Raw genomic sequence first — 20,039 nt, 5'->3', positions numbered from 1 at the left:
CATAAATAGGTTTCTATGATGCATCAAATTCATGCTTTGGACTCTTTTTTCTATACATCGATGGGCGTGTATAAGTTCCAGTCTCAATGCGAAATGCTGGCGGAACTTGGGTTCGATGGCATTACCGTTTCTGCTTGGGGCGGAACGCCATACACTGATTTGGCACAGCTTCCTTCCGTAAAATCGCAATATGGACTTAACGTTTCTGGCCTATACCTAGTGCTACATGAAGGTCGTAATGATAGTGCAATACAACGGATTGTTGAAAGTGTTGAGGGTGTTGAGCTCATCGAACTTGCAGTGCAAACCACCGTCAACGGCATGGGGAGCGTTATACACTTTATTGAGTCGTTACTGCCGATCGTTGAACGTCGTAGAATGCGGATTGCGCTTTATCCGCACCTTCGGCATGTGACGGAAACAACTTCACAGGTTGTGAAACTCTGCCAGCACTTTAACCATTCCCGTCTTGGAGCCTCGTTTAATGGTTATCACTGGTATGCCAGTGGGGAAGGTCAGCTTGAAAAGAAGCTTCAGGCCCTTAAGCCCTGGCTTATGCAGGTTGTGCTGTCTGGCAGTAGCTTATCCCCGCTGGGATGGGGAGGAGTGGCAACCATGGAACCTCTTGACCGCGGTGAGCTGGATAATTCCCGCATCATAACTGCACTTCATCAGATAGGTTATACCGGGAGTATTGGGATTTTGGGGTGGGATTATGGGGGGGATGTTTACAGCAAGCTTCAGCGCTGCTTGCGAAATTTGCAAAAAATCAGTCAGCGTCAATCTTCACATCCGTTATGGCAGAGTCATCCAGCGCCACGCTGATTGACAAAAAAACTTTGAGTTTGCTGCACTGTCTATTATTGAATATTAGGAATAAATGTACGGAATGTTGCGTCGGTTATCGACCCGTCTGCAATGGGATATCCTCACGACGATGCTTTCGATAAGAGAGTCAGTTTCAGGGATATCAAATTGTACGCTGGCCGTGGCGATGCTTTTCAATCTTGTATGGTTCGCGATATCCCGCTGCTCGTCATTCATTTCATTTGAAGGAGAATAAGATGTCTCTCGAAGGGAAAAAGGCGCTGGTAACCGGCGCATCTCGTGGGCTGGGTCAGGCCATTGCCATTGGTTTAGCACGTGCAGGAGCCGACGTTGCTATTGCGGATATCTCACTGGAATCTATTGCAGAAACCGCCGCTAAAATACGTGCATTAGGCAGGAAGGCGGTGGAGCTTAGTGTGAATGTTCTGGAATATGGGCAGGTGCAGAACATGGTGGCAAAAGCTGCTGCTGAACTTGGCACTCTGGATATCGCTGTCAATAATGCCGGGGTAGTGGGTTTATATAAAGTCAGCGATATGACCCCAGAAGAATGGGATCGCGTGATGAATATTAACGCCCGCGGCGTGTTCTATTGCTGTAAAGCTGAACTTGAAATTATGCAACCCCGTCAGTTTGGTCGGATCATTAATACTGCCTCTATTGCGGGAAAAGTGGGACTGCCCGATATGGCTCATTATTCCGCCTCAAAATTTGCCGTCATTGGTTTCACTAACTCACTGGCTAAAGAAGTTGCCCGTGAAGGCATTACAGTGAACGCTATTTGCCCGGGGATTGTAGGAACTGGAATGTGGCGGGGGTCTGAAGGTGTAGCACAACGATGGGCTAATCCAGGTGAAACAGAAGAGCAAGCATGGGAACGCCTACAGCAATCCTTGCTCCCACAGGGCGTAGCACAGACCCCAGAGGATATCTCAGACATAGTTATTTATCTTGCGACAGCTGCTCATGTAACTGGTCAGGCATTGGCCGTTGATGGTGGATTTTCACTGTAAGTCTATCGGGATGTTATTTTATCCTTGCTACTCCAGAGCGTATTCTGCGCCTGGGGTAGTATGTGTGGTGAAATACCTGTCCGATAATGTTGATTAGAAACAGTTCATTTCAAATGCCCAATCCGTATCCGTATTTATCCTCGCAATACCTTGGCGTTAAAATTTCCAGATACGTCTTATCTGTAGAACATGAAAATCAGCTTAGACACATCTAACCCTAAGACAAGGTTTATTATGAAAACCAACTTGTTACTTATCCTAATTGCAGGGTTCTCGTCATTTGTTGCAGCCCAATCTGCAGAACCTCTGGCGCTTCAAAAGTCATTCCCGTTATCTGATTTTATCCGCTCAGGGGTTTCTCTCAAGTATGGGGATTATCTGGGTAAAAAAGCGATTAAAATGCAAATGCCAGCAGAAAATTTTCAGGATCCTACAAAAGAAGTGCTGACGGACAGAAAATTCATGGCCTGGCTTCCGGTCGATTTTCATGACGGTATAATTGAAGTGGATATTGCCAGTACACTGGCTCACGATGCACCGGCTTATGCCCGCGGATTTCTCGGATTGTCATTTCGAATTGATAAAGCTGAACGGTTTGAGAATATTTACCTGAGGCCTACAAACAGTCAGGCTGATGATCAGGTACGTCGCAATCATTCGGTTCAGTATTTCGCTTATCCGGATTACACCTTTGAAAGGTTGAGGAAAGAGACACCGGAAAAATACGAAACCTATGCTGATATTGCTCTTGAGCGCTGGATTCATATGAAAATCACCGTATCCGGACAGCAGGCTAGGCTATATTTGGACCACAGTTCGACACCGGCTTTGCTTGTCAATGACCTGAAATTAGGCAGCGAAGCGCGAGGAGGTGTAGGGGTATGGATCGAATCTGGCACGACTGCGTATTTCAATAACCTGAAAATAAGCAGTAAATTGCCTGATGCACATCCCGAGCAGGTAAAATAAATACCATAACGTTCTGACGAGCCTGCTACTTATGATCCCTATACCTTCATCTTTTGAATCTTTCCGCAGCATTGTGCATTTTGTAACGACTGCGCATGCCCAAAGTTTTACAGAAGCTGCAGACCAGTTAGGTATATCTAAATCAGCCATTGGCAAAAGCATCAGCTTACTGGAGCAAAATCTGGGCACGGCGCTATTCCACCGGACCACCCGTAAAATAAGCCTTACAAGTGAAGGAGATGCGTATCTTGCGAGTTGTCTTATTGCTCTGGAAACGCTTCAGGGGGCAGAAAATGCGCTGCGTTCAAAGTTAACAGAGCCTTGTGGCACAGTCAGAATCGATATGCCTGCCGCTTTCGGACGCTCTGTAATGATGCCCGTATTACTCAATATGGCGGAGAGATTCCCTCACCTTAAACTGACCATCACTTTTAATGATAAAGTCATTGATCCGCTGAACATCGGGTTTGATCTCGCAATACGTTTCGGAACACTAAAAGATAGCGCTGACCTCGTGGCCAAAAAATTAAATGATCAACACCTTATTCTTTGTGCTTCACCTGGCTATCTACTACGCAACGGCACGCCAGCTACATTGGAGGCATTAAGACAGCATCGTTGTATCATGGCGTGGCGGGGTGGCAGTACGTTGAGCTGGTTGGTTAAGGATGATAAAGGTGAAGACTTCAGATTTAACCCCAGTCCATTTCACCAGATCAGTGACGGTGATGCGATGGTTGACGCCTGTGTGTCCGGTGCGGGAATTATTCAGTTCCCAGAATCTCTATTACGACCTTTTATCGAAAACGGAAAACTGGTGCCTATCCTCCCTGAGGTAAAGCCTGAACCGACCGAACTGAGCATTATCTGGCCTCGTTCACGCCATGTATTACCTAGCGTAAGATTTATCATCGACGAGATTATCTCATTGTCGGAAAAGCGTGCGTTTGCGTAATTGTTCTCTTTTTTTCCACACTGAGTCCACTTTTAGTATCTTTATCAACTTTTCCATCCTCGTTATGATCCTTACTACGGTCACAATTACTCGGCCGTATGACCCCGTACCCATGAAGAGGAATAAATATGCCAGTCGTTAATATTCAGATGTTTGAAGGTCGTGATGAAGCTAAACCTGCTATCGCTAAAGCAGTAACTGACGCTATCGCAAACCACGCCGGTGTGGATCCACAGTATGTCTACGTCATTTTTAGTGATGTTAAAACTGAAAACTGGGCAATTTCCGGAGAACTTTTCTCTGAGACGTTGAAAAAAACCAACTGACTGCCCGGGCAATAAGAAGCCGAGAACTTTCTGGCGGCTCGTGATGAATAGGCCGTTGTTTTCATAAGACAACGGTATTTCATTGAGTGCGGGGCGTTTTGTCTTTTTGAATTTTCAGCTCGGAGGTAAGCACGATGGTGTCGCAATCCCCTGAGAAATATGCGGCTGAACCTGAATCTTCTGGCGTACATGCGATTCAGCTTGTGCAAAGTGATTGTGCCTGGAATGGGAAATTATACAGTCAGTATCCATCAGGGCAGCCATGTCTAACCGTCATGAAAATGACCATCGAAGCTCATACCACACTGCCCTGGCATACTCACTCAATGCCCAACGCGGCATTTATCATTTCTGGCCAGTTGACGGTTGAAGACAGAAATACGGGGAAAACCCGAGTGATCAATGCGGGTGAGGCATTCAATGAATGCCGTCGATGATATTCATCGTGGTTACACCACACATTTACCTGCTGAAATAATTATTACTTATGCCGGGGTTGTGGGGCAGGCCTTGTCAAATCCTGTATCTATCGAAGAATGAATCGTGGGTATTTTCTGCGCTCTCACGCATATTCATACGTTATTCACTGAAAAATATTAAGGTATCCATGATGGAAAATGAAATCATCAGTATTTTCTCCCTAGCTTTTAATGAAGGGAAACTACCAGCATTTAAACAACTCGTGGCTAAAATTGTCACCGAGACCCATAAAGAACCGGGTACATTAGCTTACATTTACAGCATCAGCGAAGATGAAAAAACGGCGCACATTGTTGAACGCTATCGGACAGAAGCACTAGTAAGCCATGTTGAAGAAACATTTTCTCCATTTGCTGAAGAATTTTTATCTTTGGTGAAAATTACCGGTTTAAATGTTTACGGTAAGCCGGATGCTGCGATCAAGGCGAAATTGGACCCTTTTGGTGCTGTGTATATGACACCATTTGATGGATTTACCCGATAACAAAATTTGATGGGTAAAGTCCCTGTCTTAGGTTAATTAAATGAAGTTATATGTTTACGATCATTGCCCTTTTTGCGTAAGAGCAAGAATGATTTTTGGGTTTAAGAATGTTAATGTTGAAGTGGTATTTTTAGCGAATGACGATGAAACCACTCCAATAAAAATGATTGGCAAAAAAATGTTGCCTATCCTGGAAACCAATGAAGGTTCTTATATTGCTGAGAGTCTTGATATTGTTAATTTCGTGGATGAAATTGACGGTAAAACATCATTGACACGTCCGTTGAGCGATGGCATTTCCGTATGGATAGATTCAGCATCTTCAGTAATATTTAAGCTTGCAATTCCTCGCTGGGCTTTGTCTGAGTATCCTGAGTTTGCAAAAGAAAGTGCCCGAAATTATTTTGTTTCCAAAAAAGAATCGATCTTTGGGAGTTTTACCACCCTCCTGAAAGACAGTGAAGTCTATCTGTCCGAAGTTAATGAGAAATTGCTAGAGCTCGACACTATTTTATCTGTTTATCAGTATTCTGAGTCGATGTGGTCAATGAGCGATATCCAGCTGTTTCCTCTCATTCGCGCTCTGTCTGTCGTTAAAGGCATAAAATGGCCAGCCAACGTTGACATGTGGCGCGAGAAAATCTCTGAGCAAAGTCATGTTGCACTTGAAGATGATGTTGCGCTGTAACTAGTCTGGTAAATATTAATCATTACTGACTAAGAGTGATAATAGTTAATATCGATGTGATTCAATATGGAATTATCTTCATCCGATTGAACGGTAAACCATTCACATTATTTCAAATGCTCTTCATTTTTATGAAGAGCATTTTGTATTATAATATATTGTTTTCAAGGCCTGAAATGATTAATGAGCAGCCGAGTGTTTTTCGATTTTCTAACCGTCATCAACATAAAAAAGTGGTTCTAAATGAGCTGCTTGTCTGGATTGAAAGCAACCTAAGAACGAGCTTGAAGTTAGATGACATCGCCAGAAAATCGGGCTATAGCAAATGGCATCTACAACGAATATTTAAAGACAGAACTAGAGTTACCCTAGCTGAGTATTGCCGCCTTCGTCGTTTATCTCAGGCTGCTTTACAATTACGATTAACACATAAAACGATATTGGAAATAGCACTAAATTATGATTTTGATTCTCAGCAAAGTTTTACGAGAATATTTGGTCAGCGCTTTGGTTTGACGCCTTCAGCTTATAGGAAATCTTCGATTCTGCCAACGCGAGGGCTTTTTGCGCCTTTCATGATTAATGAACGCAAAGCTCCGCGTCCTGAAATTATCGAAATTAATACTATTTTTCTGTGCGGAGAATCCGAGATAATTAGTTGCGACATTGAAAGTGAAGAGATGTTTTCATTTGGTTTTAGAAAAAAATCAATATTAAATACAATGTCTCACCTAACTTCCACATCGCTTCCGTTTTATGGGCTGGTGGATTATACAGGAAGTACAGAGGGATCTAAGGGATACAATGTTGGGTACACACTAGCGGTTGAGAAATCTGATAACGCCGCCTTGGGTTTTGGCAGTAATGTAGTTATTCAGAAAGGGAAGTATGCTGTATTTCCTTTTAGTGGTAATTCTGATGATTTCAAAGAGTTTGTTACTTTAATTTATTTGTTTTCCCTTCATCAGAATAGTTTATCCCGTCGAAAGGGATTTGATGTGGAAGTATATAAAACAGTTTTAAGTGAAGAAGAGGTGGAATGTTTTTATTGTGATTATATGGTGCCGATAAAGTAAAATTAATCTTAAGGTTGCCCTATTTTTAGGAAATAAGTTATTGAAACCAGAAAGCCTTAGCGAAAGATCCTCACCGTTAATGAAATGCAACTATCTGGCAAGGATTAGCCATGTAACTTTCTGTGAAGAACGGCGAGACTGAATGGGCAGTGGGGTAAATGTGCTCGACTAGCCGTTTTTAGGACTTATATCCGTTGGTTCAATGTTGGGTATTATCCGACAGCTCAATGCTTTTTTTTGGCCAAAGCCATCTTAGGGTATCAGGGAAGATTGAACCGCCGTGCATTAACGTATGGCCCCCTTCGCCAAACTCAAAACGGTAATCATAATCACGGTATTTTAAAGCCGCTGCCATTGCATGATTCGCCATCCTGATATCACCAAAAATGCCGTTGATATCATTTTTACCTGTCTGTAGAAACACACGGATATTTTTTGTGTCTGCTTTACGTACCATGTGAGGGTAATTGTGTCCTCCGCGAAGGTCCATAAAGCTGCCACAATGACTGATCACTCCTCCGAAGTATTCTGGCTTCATCCAAGCGAGATTAAAGGCACATATCCCGCCAGAGCTTATCCCCGCCGAAGCACGGCGTGAGGGGTCTTGAGTGATATTGTATTGCTGCTCAATGATGGGCAGCAGTTCCTCGAGGAGATAGCGTGGATAAACATCATTCACAGTGTCGTATTCAATGCTTCGATTATCATTTCCACCTAGGATTGGAGTGCCAGGTCCTTTATCTCCAGGCTGAATAAACAACGCAATAGTTGCGGGAATATCTTGCTGGTGGATGAGGTTATCTAATACCAGATTTGCCTTCATTTCAGGACCGAGATAAAATCCGCCGTCTTGAAAAATGAGTAAGTTAGTCGCTTGTGAAGCGGAATATTGTTCGGGTACATAAAGCCAGTAATCGCGACCTACACCGGGGTAGACCTGCTCGCTTACATGGTGATGCTGTGTCAGTTTGCCCGTAGGAACATCATGATGTTTCATCGATTCTGCCCCCAACCGATAAGGCTCATTTCCGCTTAAGGCTATCCGATAAGCCTCACGATCTTTTTCCGGTATTGTGTGCGGGGACACAAAATTAGGAATCACAGTGCTGGTGATGCCAGAGGGAACATAAAAAGCATCCTTTTTACTCTCGGGAGTTTTGTTTTTCATTGATGATATTTCCGGAAGGCACGGCAAAAAAGAAGAGTAGTCCGGCGCCATCGGACGCCGGAGAAAAACTATCAGGCTTTAATCCATGCAGGTGCCACAATCGGGCCCTGATTTAGGAAATAGCCGAACTGAATATTCATCTGCCCGATAGGCTCAAGGTAACGGCTGTTTTTGAGTGGCCCGGCATCGAGCACATCAAAATCGAGCACACCAGCTAGGGCAGTAACTCTGCTTTTAGCCTGAACATCATCTGAGGCGACCAGTATCTGAAGGCGGGTCTGGCGGGCATTTGAAGGTAATAGCTGAGCAAAAATAGTGTTAAAAGCTTTCACGACGTGCGCCTGGGTGGTAAGAGCCTGAATTTCCTCGGCGGCTGAGGTAGAATGGCCAATAGTAAGCTCACTGAAATCAGCGCTGACAGGGTTAGAAATATCAATCAGGATCTTACCGCTTATGTCACCGGCGGCAGAAAAGACATCTTTTGCAGCCGTGTAAGGTAATGCAAGAAATACGATATCAGCCAGACGAAAAGCAGCATCAATACCGCCTCCCTGTGCTCGTGCTCCAATTTTACTCGCCAGTGCAGCGGCTTTTTCGGGGTCACGATGACCTATAACGACATCAACATTCTTTTCGGCCAGCAGTGTTGCAATGCCAGCACCCATATTGCCCGTACCAATAACAGCAATTTTCATTTCAGTATCCTCGAAGGTGAATGCTTGAAAAAAGTATAATATGTTCACTATATTGAGATAAATTAGGGAATTATTTCTACATTCACAACAGGTTGTTTCTAATGGATCGACTCACGATGATGGGCGCATATGTGAAAGCGGTTGAGCTGGGGTCATTTTCTGCTGCAGCCGGAGCTCTTTCTATATCTCCACAACTGGTTGGTAAGCATGTTTCCGCGCTTGAACAACACCTCGGCGTTCGCCTGATCAACCGGACCACCCGCCAGCATAGCTTGACTGAAACAGGCCGGCATTTTTATGAGCGTGCCAAAAATATTTTGGCTGAAGTTGACGCGGCGGAGTCTTTTGCTCAGGAAGTTCATTTAAAACCTCGAGGGCATCTTAAAATTAACGCCCCCGTAACGTTCGGTATAAATGCACTTACACCCAAACTGCACCATTATTTACGCGCACATCCAGATGTTTCCATCGAACTGACGCTGACAAACAGAATGGTAGATCTGATTGATGAGGGATATGACGCTATTTTCCGTGTAGGGATGCTGGCTGACAGCGGCTTGATGGCGAGAACGCTGGCTCCTTATCGCCTGATAGCAGCCGCCGCACCCGAATATTTAGCCAGTGCAGCAGTGTTGAACCAACCGGAAGATTTAACTGGGCACGAGTGTTTGATTTTTTCTCACACTTCTCTGCGCACACACTGGATTTTTGAAAATAGGGCAGGGCAAGTGAAAGTTCCTGTTTCAGGCAGACTAATGCTGGACAGCGGCGACGCGCTAATGAGCACGGCGGTTGCGGGTTTTGGTGTTGTGATGCAACCAGCAGAGTTGGTAGAGCCTTATATCAAGTCAGGAGAACTCGTCAGAATACTCCCGCAATATGAAATCCCGCCTCGACCACTGCATATCCTTTATGCTCCTGACCGAAGAATGACCCCAAAACTCCGGAGCTTTCTTGACTTTTCCACCAACCAATTTGGACCTGACAGATAGGACCCTAGTATATTATTTGACAAATGATCAGATAATTCATTGTACCCAACAAATGTACCATAACTAATACTGAGATATAATCAGCTGCAAAATTTTGCAAATTTTCACTTACTTACAGACAATCATCCTATTACAGAAATACTCTTTTATAATCATCAAGCGCCAACATGTATTTAACATGTTGGCTGATGGCATCTCACCCAGAGATGCTATTAAATGTGACGATGGTATGTAAGATGATACTCAGGAATGAAAAAGTCACCAGTTATTGTATTTTGAGAATCGCAATTTTTTAAATAGTATAAATGTTAATAAAAATCCATATTGTTTCTTTAATGTTGCGCGCGTGTGAGTGGCTACTTTGGAACTTTCGGAACAAATGTTCGGAGCTACAAGGATATACCATTCACTAAAATTTAAGAATAGAATTCATTTGTGCATTAGATAGGTATTTAATTAAATGGCCCTGCACAATAATTTTTTTATACTAAAATGTTAAGTTATTCTCTCTGTGACCAAGCTATGCATTGTGAGCGGAACGCAAGATGTAATTGTGACTTAAATTTGACAAAAATATAACGAAATCTTTGAGGAAAAAAATGCATTTTTCAAGTGATATAAATCGACCTCCATATGAGGTTAATTCCGGTTTTCTTCAGGTGACATCTGGATGTAGTACACACAATAAATGTGCATTTTGTACATTCTATAATGATAGTCGTTTTAAAGCTTCGCCCTTGGAAGAAATAATACAAGATATTCAAGAACTGAAAAGAAGAGGATATCCTTATAAACGGATTTTCTTGCAAGGCGCCGACCCATTTGTTTTAAAATATGATGAACTGATGAAAGTTGCTGATCTAATACATCAAAACATTCCTTCTGTAGAAACTATTGGTGGGTATGCCAGAATAAATAATATTGGAGACAAAAGTATAGCGCAACTCAAATCTCTAAAAGAAGTTGGGTATAGCAATCCATATTTTGGTGTAGAGTCTGGGGATGATGTTGTTTTAAAAAAAATGAACAAAGGATATACTTCTGATTTTATTTACGAACAATGTTCAAAGATGGATTCTGCAGGATTTGAATATATTGTTAATTTTCTAAATGGTTTGGGTGGAAATAACTACGGTTCGAAGAACGCAATTAATACAGCTGCTATTTATAACAGAATTCAGCCAACAATGATCTACATATCTACTCTAACAATCATGCCGAATTCAAGGCTGAAGAGATTAATTCAAACAGGGCGATACATTGAAGCCACGGAGATTGAAAAACTGAAGGAACTAAGAGATTTTATTGCTAATCTTTCTTGTCACACTATCGTCCGCGCCGAACACGTGTCTATTTCAGTTCCTATCGCTGGAGTCATCCCTGAAGAAAAGAAATCGATAATAGATACGCTGGATTTAGCTATTAATAGTATATCTGAAAATAAGTTGCAAGAATTTAGACGTAATATTGTTAGCCTATAATTACATTTGTTATGACTTGCTCCCCGTTGGTCAGGATGTCTTTAAATGACATCATGTCATTTAAAGACATAAATTCAATTTACGAATTGACACCGGTTATTCTGCAGGCGTTTAATTATTTTGAAACCAGATTAACCACGCCAATAACAGGAAGAAGATGATGCTCAGTCAACTGACCCTTCGCTTTCCCAAAAAACTCATCGAATCGCTGAAAAACCGGGCTGTCACGGAAAAGACCTCGGTCAACGCACTGGCCGAGCGTTTTCTTGACGTCTCTTTGCAAACCAACGCACCGGACGACGACTGGCTGCAACTGACCACCCGACCGGATGAGGCGGTGCAGCGGCTGTACCGCAAAGTCATCCTCGGCGAAACTTTCGGCCGCCAGGCCCTGCGCCGCGCCGAGCTGCGTTTTATGACGGAGCTGGCCCACCAGGCCTACCGCGACGCCTGCGCAAAGGAATTTGTCCGGTGGCCGGTGCTGGAAACGCTGCTTAACATCAACTTTGAGCTGTTAGTCTGGCATGCCGGGCAGGGCCTGCCGGTGGATAGCCACTACATTAAGCGTACCTTTGAGTTTGCGACGGAGAACTGGCAGGAAGAGTCAGAGCGGTTTATGCGTGAACTGAGCCACGCCGTCGATCCGAGCTATGCGGAGTACCTGCTGCGCCCGCTGGCGTCAGGTTGCTTTGAGCTGGATGATTATCCTGACGACGTGCTGGCCCGCATCTTTACCCCAGCGCGCCTGCGGCAAATCTTCCCGCTGCTGATGCGCACCCGACAGTGGAGCTTCGAGCAGCGCGAAACCTTTATCCGGGAGATGCGCCCGCCGGTGCGGGAGATGAACGAAACCGTCACCGCCGGCGAGCTGCGCTTTGACATCCGCATCAAGGGCCAGCGCGGCGAATTGCCCGCCGCCACCGGCGATGAGGTCCCGCGGCTGTTTCTGGTCCTGACCGGCAGCAATTTTGTCATGCCGTTCGGTTGGGGGGAGTTTGCGGAGCTTTACCGCCTGCTGAAGGTTTACCGCACCACGCCGGCGGCGGTGCGCCGTTACAGTGAAGGCCCCCATATCACCTTGGGCCTGCCTAGGGCGGCGCACCAGGACGTGATCCTGGGGTTTGATGCGCTGCGGGTGTTTGTGCCGGCCGAAGCGTTCGGTGAGCTGGTCCGGGAACTGACGGCGCGGGTGGAGACGGGCGCCCTGGCCTGCGTCGTGGACGCCTTACGCACGCTGTACGGAGATTTATGATATGCCTTTATTAAGACAACTCTGGAATCCGAAGGGGCTGGATGCAGCAGTTGAAAGCGCCCCTGATGACCGCTACGGGTTTAAAAACATTGCCGACAATATTTCTCGCTCCATTCTTTCCCTCCCACAGGAGGCATCAAATGTGATCGGCATCGAAGGGGCATGGGGATCGGGTAAAACAAGCCTCCTGAACCTGATACTGAAAAGCCTTAACCAGAAAAAAGATGGCCACACGCATATCCTTCATATTTCGCCCTGGCTGAGCGGCAGCAGCCCGGTTGCAGCGTTGCTTCTTCCGGTTGCAACGATTATCCAGCAAGAAACTGAAAAAAGGCATCCTCCGACAGGTCTCAAAAAACTGTGGCGTAAACATTTGCTGTCACCAGAAGCCCAGAAAGTGATTGAGTATGCACAGAATACCTCATCCCGCGTACTCCCGCTGGTTGAGTATATCGGGCAGTTTTCCCGTCTCGTTAACTGGTTCGCAGGTGGGCTTAAAGTGTTTTCAGAGAGTCGTCTGTCGTTGGATCAGAAAACCACCACTAAACTTCGGGAAGACATAGCTAGACAACTGGTCGGTCTGGATCTGAAATTTATCGTCGTAATGGATGACCTGGATCGTCTCGAACCTTCACAGGTGGCTGAAGTGTTCAGGCTGGTGCGCGCTGTAGTCGATCTCCCACGCTTTACCCATATTCTCTGCTACGACAGACACATCATCACTCATGCCGTAGAGCATGCGCTGAATGTTGGGGATGGTAACCGTTATCTTCAGAAGATCATTCAGTTCAGTTTCAAGATACCTCGTCCTGAATCTTTTGATTTACGACATGAATTCCGCGAACGGGCTGAGACTCTGTATCAGCAAATTAATAATCAACCGCCAGATTCGGAAATGGCAACGGCTCTCGCCGCAGTTACTGATACCTATGGTGCTGCACTTTCGACACCACGGGAGATCCATCAGGCCATTAATACCCTCATTTTTCTTTATCCAGGCATGCGGGATTTTGTCTATTTTCCGGATTTATGCCTGCTTCAGCTTATCCGGATCACGAACCCGGGTCTCTATGACTGGACAGAGCATTACCTGACTGAACGGGCGGTCGTTGAAACTGGACAGGGGGGGTTAGCCGAAGGAGAAAAAGAAGTTTTCCAGCAGGAGCTTATTACCCTGACGAAAATGTTCAGGGCATCTAAGGCAAGCTCATTCACTACACTCGCGAAGTGGATCCCAGGTATCAGTGGACATGATGATAAAGACCTGAGTCTCTTCGAACGCGTAAGTGAAGATTTCAGTCATATCAAGACGACTGGTAAACGGCTTAGCAGCCTGACACACTGGCGATATTATTTTGCCTTTTCTTCGCCTCAGAATGTGCTACCGCCGGAGTTTTTTGACCAGCTTTTTATGCTGGCTGGCATACCGGAAAAGCAGCAGCAGCTTTCTGAAGATATGCTGTCACAAATCAACAGTAAAGGGATCATGACCGGCACCTGGTTCGAGCATATTCTTAGTAGACTGACAGCCAGCTTAATCCAGGATAGACATTTTGACGAATGTGCTGGCCTAGTTTGTTTTTTCTTCAATTATACTGATACTGTCAGTGCACGTTTCCGGACTCGTAACACATGGTTTTCCCTGCGGGAAACGGGAATTAATCAAGTTGTCAGGCACCTGCTGAAGCATATGCTGGATATTGATGAAGTGAGAACGATTGCACTACTGGATACGCTCGTTACCAATGGCGTTTCACCATTCTGGATAGCTGATTTTATGCGGGAACTTATCTGGGAACACGGTCTTGCACAGAATGCCGTATCCCCTCTTTCAGAGAGACTACTGAGCCGTGAGAACACGGAACAGTTGCGTGACAGATTTGCAGACCGGATGAATCAGCAAGAAATGCGTAGCCAGTTGCTCTCGCACCAGTCACTTTTGAGGTACCTGTACGCGTGGAAAGAAATGAGTGCGATGGAAACGGTGAAGGAGTGGGTTCGGGAGGTTTCTTCCAGTGAACAGGGACTTTTCGACCTGTTAATGCGATTAAGAACCACAGTTTTCAGTTCTGACCGAGGGGCATATCTCCAGATTAACCGCGAGCAAGTAAGCCCGTTCTTTGATGACTGGCTGTCTGTAGAACAAAAAGTTAGGGCTAAAATTTCCGGGAACGAGCTGACGCCGGAAATGCAGGAACTCAAAAGCGCTATGGATAATGACGATTGACCAAGTATGAAAGGCCGCTAAGCAGCCTTTCATCTTAGGACGTAAAGCTAAATCAAGCGCTAAGAGCTTTTTCTTTATCAAACGGGACCTCGGCATACGCCAATTCGCTCAACAGTTTTCGCTTCCAGCCCCCGTTTTCATCAAGCTCGGTATACAGCACTCCGGCTAGATCGGAAGGGATTTCAATGTTGCCCTTCTTGAGTACCAGCACCTTTCCGCGGCCGAGCTTTCCGGCGAAATATCCCAACTCATACAGGACGTTCTGGCGTGCTCGGAGTCTTGTACTTTCAGATGCCACCGCATTACCTGCATCATCGGGTGTCATCAGCACAATCGCAAAACTGACATCTCCAGACTCCGATTCAAATTTCTCGATAACTGTCCTTGAGCCATCAGGACGTTCAGAAAGGATGATCTCCTCAAGACCTATCCGGGATATGAAACGTGCAACAGACTGAAGGGCATCATTATCATGGCCATGAACAATGAAAATTTTACGCGAGACTGAACGCAACACTACAGGCGTAGGATCGGATTCATTTTCAACATACTGCTGGTAATCACGGACGAATGTGGCAAGTAATGATGAGGTAAATTTACGGACTGACTCAATAATCTTGCGGTCGTAGAAAAACGTGTGGCAAAAATTGATGGCAAAATTATTATCGGCTGCCATTTTCTCGATCAGCAGAAGCTTCAGGCCCAAAATATCGCCCAGTTCTTCCGGCCACTGCAGAACTGCGGAGCCAGCCATGCTGGATTCACTTTCATTACTTTTGGCAATAAAAGCGTCAAGGTCAGTATTTTGTGTAAGACGTTTATTTACCTCCTGTAATGCATCAGATTTCAACAGACGGGCCAGCTGTTTCAGCGGCTGCTGGTAATTCTGAACGTCAGCACGCTGTAAATCGAATACACAATTTTTCAGTAACTGAAAGATATCAATCGTCATCGTGCCCGTTCTCCCGTCTTTGTTGTTCGGCACTATCCAGAATTTGCTGGCGAAGATTTTCTTTCATGCTCTCAATCAATGGACTAACCATCGGATTGTTTACGTAGCGCGAAGCGCGTTCCTCTACTATGCTACAGGCTTCCTGAATTGCTGTTTCGATGCTGACAGGATCGTTAGCGTCGAAGCGGACATCATAGCTGCCATTCAAAGCTTCAGCCGCATCCTCAACTTCCTTTAACTGCTTCTGAAGTTTGTCTATACCTGAAATTTTTACGCCCATAACAACTCCCGTACCAGTGAGGTATCATCGGGAATATACATACCACGTTAAGGAACAAGGGCAGTGTATATACGTCAAAATCTACACAATTTCATTAAGATCTGATCTTGGGATTTTCGGATCTTTGGGGTGAAAAATGTACTATTGCAGATAAAAAATTAAAAAAATATGTTTTTAATTTTAGAATTATTGATTTAATCGCAATAATTATCCCCATTATCAACTATTTTTCTCATAATGTGCTGCATCTAAGTGTCTAGATTATCCGTGGCGATTCATGCCAAATTAAAAGATGGCAATTGCAGCTGTGGCGATTCACAAATCCTGGGCCACTTACTACAGACTGAAGAAAAAATTAACTTCTGTTCCCTAGATCGCTGTCTCCAGGTAACCCGTTAATCATTCTTATCGCTGGAAGAATTTATTTTCTTCTGAGGCAGATACATACGTTGGTATAACGAAAAGCGAATTAAAATTTCATTAGGTGTGATGAGTCCGGTGAAGTACCGGCAGCATCTGGGGATCACAATATAACCAGTCCAACAAAACATCTGCATCTCCAGACTAGTATTTAACATAATTGCCACCCGAATTTAATGCGCATAATGCTATTTATGTTAAATAGTACGGGATGAAACGAGAATACTATTTTTTCAGGTTGACTGTTTTAGGACTTCAGCGATATTCCACACATCCAGGTTCCCCTGTGCGGCTGAGACAGTCAACTCTTCATGACTTGGAGAAAACCGGACAAGAATGCCATTACGGCGCAGGAATAAAGCAGATGAGGCAAATGCGGTTCTCTTATTTGCATCATTGAAACAATGCCCCCGCGCTATAGCAAGAAGATATGCAGCAGCTAGAACGTATATATCATCCTCGCCTTCATACATGTGGCGGTTCAGAATTCGTGTTGCCATACTTTCTATCCGACCAGGGTCAGCATAGCCGGAAAGGCCTCCGTAAGCAGAAATCATTCGGTCATGAATGCCAATGATGTCTTTGCTTGAAAGAAAATAAATCATCGGTTTTTAAGAGCCTCAAGCGTCTTGCCATGTTCACTAAACAACCAATCGAAATCCGATTCAGCCTGAATTTTCAGCATTTTTTCATATTGCTCAGCATCAATAACAACAACGGGCTTTGCCGATCGGCGTGTGATAATTATAGGCTCACCGCTAGAAACGCTATCAAGAACTGAAGCCAGTTCATTACGGGCAGTCGTAAAATTTATAGCTTGCATAGTCATATGCCTCATTGAAGTGTACAACCCAGATGTACTGCATAATGTACACTCCATCAGTCTTTTTTTCAACACTTCCACTGGGGCTATTGGATAACACGCTAGATCTAATATTGGTTGGCATAATGACCAATTCACAACTACCCTGAATAATTCGTACCTGGATTATATAAATCCAGAATAAATAACTGACAACTAAAGGACCCCTATGAGCGAAGTGAAAATTGTTGCAACACTGACCCCTTTACCTGAATTTATCGAAACTATAAGAGATGCCGCACTGGCAATGGTTTCTCCAACTCATCTTGAAGAAGGATGCCTGCAATATGATCTGCATGAAAGCCATGCTGTACCCGATGTGCGTAACCTCGAAAATACAGGTAAAGTGTCATTCGTCTTTATTGAACGCTGGAAGACTGAAGAAGATCTGAAAAAACACGTAGCAATGTCCTACCACGATGATTTTCTCGATATCTTGAGCGGTAAATTGGAAACCATTAACGTTCAGCGTCTGACTAAGCTATAATAATCATGCATCGCGGGAGGGAATCGAAATAACCCTTTCGCAAATCTCATTTATTCAGAATGCATCATTCAGTGTTTAAACCCTGCAGTTAATTCACCAAGTCTTTTGTTCCTTTGGTGTATATCCAATATTTCTTTCACCAACCTCTAATTCTCATCCCCTGTACAAGAACCCAACGCAGTCTTCAACAGAACTGCGTAACTTCATATAATGGGATTTATATAAAGTTAGCTATTCGCTATAGTAGCTGATAATCTATCCAGTAGTTATAGGAGCAGGTAATTTTTCGCAGATGACCTTGCAGGTTTTGCTACGTGAAATCTGCAAGGGAAATCCCCTGCATCTTTCTCAGAATCGACGTAGCGTTGTCAGTGACCGGGAGTTCGCTTTTTAAGCTATATATGGGCAAATTGTCACCAATCAACCAGACACTACCTGCTATCCAGGCTGAAGAGGATGTTCTGGCGAGGCTTAAGGAATTTGTTCAAGACAAAGAGGCGTTTTCACCCAATACCTGGCGACAACTGATGAGTGTTATGCGGATCTGCCACAGATGGTCGATTGAAAATAGCCGCTCGTTTTTGCCCATGCTTCCGGCCGACCTTCGCGATTATCTGAACTGGCTTCAAGAGAGCGGTCGCGCTTCTTCAACGATTGCGACGCATGGATCATTGATTTCAATGTTACACCGTAACGCTGGCCTAATCCCCCCTAATACTTCACCGCTGGTTTTCCGCGCAGTGAAGAAAATAAATCGTGTTGCAGTTGTCACGGGTGAACGTACTGGCCAGGCCGTACCCTTTCGTCTTGAAGATCTGCTTGAGCTTGATGCGCTCTGGTCTGACTCGATATCGCTTCGCCATAAACGTGATTTGGCATTTCTGCATGTGGCTTACAGCACGCTGCTGCGTATCAGTGAATTAGCCCGTCTCCGTGTTCGTGATATCTCCCGGGCAACAGATGGCAGGATCATCCTTAATGTGAGTTACACCAAAACTATTGTTCAAACTGGTGGCCTGATCAAGTCCCTAAGTTCGCAGTCCTCCCGCCGGCTAACTGAGTGGATGTCGGTGTCTGGTATAAATGCTGAACCTGACGCCTTCCTCTTTTGTCCGGTGCACCGCTCTGGGAGTGCAACTCTTTCAGTCACCCGTCCGCTGAGCACGCCTGCGATTGAATCAATTTTCGCACAGGCCTGGCTTACGATTGGAGCAGGTGAACCTATCATTCCAAACAAAGGGCGCTATACGGCCTGGACTGGTCACAGTGCCCGCGTAGGCGCTGCACAGGATATGGCGGGACGTGGCTATGCTGTCGCTCAGATTATGCAGGAAGGAACCTGGAAAAAACCTGAAACATTAATGCGTTATATCCGTAATCTTCAGGCGCATGAAGGTGCGATGACCGATATTATGGAAAAAAGCACTCTAGATCATAATAATACAAAATAACATAAATCATACTTCATCATTATGAAGTATTACTTCATGTTTAGTGTTTTTCGATTTCATCACATGCTGTGCTTCATGGTCTTTGGAAACGCTAAAGGCGTAGCATTAATGTCATCGGATTAATTGGCGATGATGTAAAACCGTAGTGTTCATAAAATTGTTTAGCCGGTTCATGAAGTGCATGTACGAGCAATGCTCTGACCCCTGTGTTTTCAGCAATTGAGCGAACTCGAAGAACGGCATCCTGTAGCAATGATGAACCTAACTTTACTCCTTGAGTGCGAAGGTCGACCGCCAGTCTTCCCAATACTATGACCGGAATAGGATCAGCATATTACGCCGAACATACCCTGGTGCTTCCCTGTGCGACACAGCACCGGCAGCGAGTGCATAATAACCAAAAACACTTTTATCGTGAGCCGTGACAACAAAAGTGCGACTTGCACCGTTTAAGTGGTTTGTCAGAGCGCGCCGTTTTAACCATTTGGTGATCGGTCGTTTTGGGGAGTTTTCGGATATACGGGGAAAAGCCCAACGTGCGGGGGAAGGTAAAACGGTCGGCAACGCCCCCGTTCCCGCCGCTTTACCGTATCAGACAGTATGCAAGCCCCTGATACACCTGTAATTATACCAAAGCAGGCGGGAAAAACCCTACCTTTGGCGTATACAGATAATTTCTCCACGGCAAACGGGCAAAACCGCAACATCTGGTGTTTTATTGAAATAAAAATGCTAAATGTAGTCTTATCCACAAAAACGGGGGATAAGTCTGTGGGTAATTGGGCAGTCTGCGGAGAAACCCCAATCCGTGAAAAGAGAGAGTACTTGGACGCGGGGATCGGGTCACGCAGAAAGGAGGGGGTCGGAAGCAAAAACCTGAAAACTGTACGTGTTTCATGACTGGCAGTGATGAAATAAAGATGTTCTTGACGCTAACGTCAATCAGAATGTAC

General features: G+C 44.8%; 21 protein-coding genes and 2 pseudogenes. 16 read left to right on the top strand and 7 right to left on the bottom strand.

Annotation, left to right across the window (positions count from 1 at the left end; genetic code table 11):
- The first annotated feature begins 15 nt into the window (after positions 1–15).
- From DXU84_RS23770 to DXU84_RS23730, 9 genes are all read left to right on the top strand, one after another.
- Positions 16–825 (top strand): sugar phosphate isomerase/epimerase, encoded by an 810-nt coding sequence (locus tag DXU84_RS23770; protein ID WP_153376758.1) that lies wholly within the window; start codon positions 16–18, stop codon positions 823–825.
- A gap of 239 nt (positions 826–1,064) precedes the next feature.
- Positions 1,065–1,841 carry an SDR family NAD(P)-dependent oxidoreductase gene (locus tag DXU84_RS23765; RefSeq protein WP_153376757.1) on the top strand — a complete coding sequence of 259 codons (777 nt, stop codon included), beginning with the start codon at positions 1,065–1,067 and terminating at the stop codon, positions 1,839–1,841.
- A 234-nt stretch (positions 1,842–2,075) separates the two neighbouring features.
- The gene (locus tag DXU84_RS23760; protein ID WP_194286533.1) at positions 2,076–2,810 is read left to right on the top strand and encodes a hypothetical protein; all 735 of its coding nucleotides are present in this window, start codon (positions 2,076–2,078) and stop codon (positions 2,808–2,810) included.
- A gap of 31 nt (positions 2,811–2,841) precedes the next feature.
- Positions 2,842–3,765: a LysR family transcriptional regulator gene (locus DXU84_RS23755; protein ID WP_153376756.1), complete on the top strand. Its 924-nt coding sequence runs from the start codon at positions 2,842–2,844 to the stop codon at positions 3,763–3,765.
- A gap of 128 nt (positions 3,766–3,893) precedes the next feature.
- A complete protein-coding gene (locus tag DXU84_RS23750) occupies positions 3,894–4,091 on the top strand; it encodes a 4-oxalocrotonate tautomerase family protein (RefSeq protein ID WP_153376755.1) in 198 nt (65 codons plus the stop codon).
- 134 nt (positions 4,092–4,225) lie between these two features.
- Positions 4,226–4,528, top strand: coding sequence for a cupin domain-containing protein (locus DXU84_RS23745; protein WP_370461823.1), 303 nt, complete (start codon positions 4,226–4,228; stop codon positions 4,526–4,528).
- Between the two features lie 173 nt (positions 4,529–4,701).
- A complete protein-coding gene (locus tag DXU84_RS23740; protein ID WP_153376754.1) occupies positions 4,702–5,055 on the top strand; it encodes a putative quinol monooxygenase in 354 nt (117 codons plus the stop codon).
- Positions 5,056–5,095: 40 nt separating this feature from the next.
- On the top strand, positions 5,096–5,743 hold the full coding sequence (gene grxB, locus DXU84_RS23735) for a glutaredoxin 2 (RefSeq protein WP_153376753.1): 648 nt from the start codon (positions 5,096–5,098) through the stop codon (positions 5,741–5,743).
- 176 nt (positions 5,744–5,919) lie between these two features.
- Positions 5,920–6,819 (top strand): helix-turn-helix domain-containing protein, encoded by a 900-nt coding sequence (locus DXU84_RS23730; RefSeq protein ID WP_194286532.1) that lies wholly within the window; start codon positions 5,920–5,922, stop codon positions 6,817–6,819.
- 199 nt (positions 6,820–7,018) lie between these two features.
- Here DXU84_RS23730 and DXU84_RS23725 read toward each other — a convergent pair whose 3' ends face one another.
- Together DXU84_RS23725 and DXU84_RS23720 are read right to left on the bottom strand one after the other, a co-directional pair.
- On the bottom strand, positions 7,019–7,987 hold the full coding sequence (locus DXU84_RS23725) for an esterase family protein (protein WP_194286531.1): 969 nt from the start codon (positions 7,985–7,987) through the stop codon (positions 7,019–7,021).
- A gap of 71 nt (positions 7,988–8,058) precedes the next feature.
- Entirely contained in the window at positions 8,059–8,682 is a 624-nt protein-coding gene (locus tag DXU84_RS23720; protein WP_153376750.1) for an NADPH-dependent F420 reductase, read from the bottom strand.
- A 101-nt stretch (positions 8,683–8,783) separates the two neighbouring features.
- Here DXU84_RS23720 and DXU84_RS23715 point away from each other — a divergent pair, with 101 nt between their 5' ends.
- The 4 genes from DXU84_RS23715 (at position 8,784) to DXU84_RS23700 (ending at position 14,634) form a co-directional block, all read left to right on the top strand.
- The gene (locus DXU84_RS23715) at positions 8,784–9,674 is read left to right on the top strand and encodes a LysR family transcriptional regulator (RefSeq protein WP_194286530.1); all 891 of its coding nucleotides are present in this window, start codon (positions 8,784–8,786) and stop codon (positions 9,672–9,674) included.
- A gap of 599 nt (positions 9,675–10,273) precedes the next feature.
- Positions 10,274–11,155 carry a radical SAM protein gene (locus DXU84_RS23710; protein WP_153376749.1) on the top strand — a complete coding sequence of 294 codons (882 nt, stop codon included), beginning with the start codon at positions 10,274–10,276 and terminating at the stop codon, positions 11,153–11,155.
- A 157-nt stretch (positions 11,156–11,312) separates the two neighbouring features.
- Positions 11,313–12,407 carry a transcriptional regulator gene (locus DXU84_RS23705; protein ID WP_228389051.1) on the top strand — a complete coding sequence of 365 codons (1,095 nt, stop codon included), beginning with the start codon at positions 11,313–11,315 and terminating at the stop codon, positions 12,405–12,407.
- A 1-nt stretch (position 12,408) separates the two neighbouring features.
- The gene (locus tag DXU84_RS23700) at positions 12,409–14,634 is read left to right on the top strand and encodes a P-loop NTPase fold protein (RefSeq protein WP_153376748.1); all 2,226 of its coding nucleotides are present in this window, start codon (positions 12,409–12,411) and stop codon (positions 14,632–14,634) included.
- A 52-nt stretch (positions 14,635–14,686) separates the two neighbouring features.
- On the opposite strand, the gene DXU84_RS23695 is transcribed toward DXU84_RS23700, so the two are convergent.
- Both DXU84_RS23695 and DXU84_RS23690 read right to left on the bottom strand, forming a co-directional pair.
- A complete protein-coding gene (locus DXU84_RS23695; protein ID WP_153376747.1) occupies positions 14,687–15,586 on the bottom strand; it encodes a TIR domain-containing protein in 900 nt (299 codons plus the stop codon).
- Positions 15,576–15,866, bottom strand: a complete 291-nt coding sequence (locus DXU84_RS23690; RefSeq protein WP_153376746.1) for a hypothetical protein — start codon at positions 15,864–15,866, stop codon at positions 15,576–15,578. Before DXU84_RS23690 ends, DXU84_RS23695 begins: the two co-directional genes overlap by 11 nt.
- A 441-nt stretch (positions 15,867–16,307) precedes the next feature.
- Here DXU84_RS23690 and DXU84_RS23685 point away from each other — a divergent pair.
- Positions 16,308–16,400, top strand: a pseudogene (locus tag DXU84_RS23685) (IS3 family transposase); the annotation flags it as partial.
- Between the two features lie 119 nt (positions 16,401–16,519).
- On the opposite strand, the gene DXU84_RS23680 reads toward DXU84_RS23685, so the two are convergent.
- Together DXU84_RS23680 and DXU84_RS23675 are read right to left on the bottom strand one after the other, a co-directional pair.
- A complete protein-coding gene (locus DXU84_RS23680; RefSeq protein ID WP_037035658.1) occupies positions 16,520–16,891 on the bottom strand; it encodes a type II toxin-antitoxin system death-on-curing family toxin in 372 nt (123 codons plus the stop codon).
- Positions 16,888–17,115: a type II toxin-antitoxin system Phd/YefM family antitoxin gene (locus DXU84_RS23675; RefSeq protein ID WP_228389050.1), complete on the bottom strand. Its 228-nt coding sequence runs from the start codon at positions 17,113–17,115 to the stop codon at positions 16,888–16,890. The genes DXU84_RS23680 and DXU84_RS23675 overlap by 4 nt, the downstream gene beginning before the upstream one ends.
- A gap of 202 nt (positions 17,116–17,317) precedes the next feature.
- Here DXU84_RS23675 and DXU84_RS23670 point away from each other — a divergent pair, with 202 nt between their 5' ends.
- The gene (locus DXU84_RS23670) at positions 17,318–17,635 is read left to right on the top strand and encodes a putative quinol monooxygenase (RefSeq protein WP_037035654.1); all 318 of its coding nucleotides are present in this window, start codon (positions 17,318–17,320) and stop codon (positions 17,633–17,635) included.
- Positions 17,636–18,036: 401 nt separating this feature from the next.
- The gene (locus DXU84_RS23665; protein WP_153376766.1) at positions 18,037–19,086 is read left to right on the top strand and encodes a tyrosine-type recombinase/integrase; all 1,050 of its coding nucleotides are present in this window, start codon (positions 18,037–18,039) and stop codon (positions 19,084–19,086) included.
- A 91-nt stretch (positions 19,087–19,177) separates the two neighbouring features.
- Here the strand turns inward: DXU84_RS23665 and DXU84_RS23660 are convergent.
- A pseudogene (locus DXU84_RS23660) lies at positions 19,178–19,605 on the bottom strand (GNAT family N-acetyltransferase).
- Between the last annotated feature and the right edge of the window lie 434 nt (positions 19,606–20,039).

Source organism: Rahnella sp. RcJ3, assembly GCF_009498575.1.
Classification (GTDB): Bacteria; Pseudomonadota; Gammaproteobacteria; order Enterobacterales; family Enterobacteriaceae; genus Rahnella; species Rahnella aceris.
This window is presented reverse-complemented; position numbering and strand designations above follow the sequence as displayed.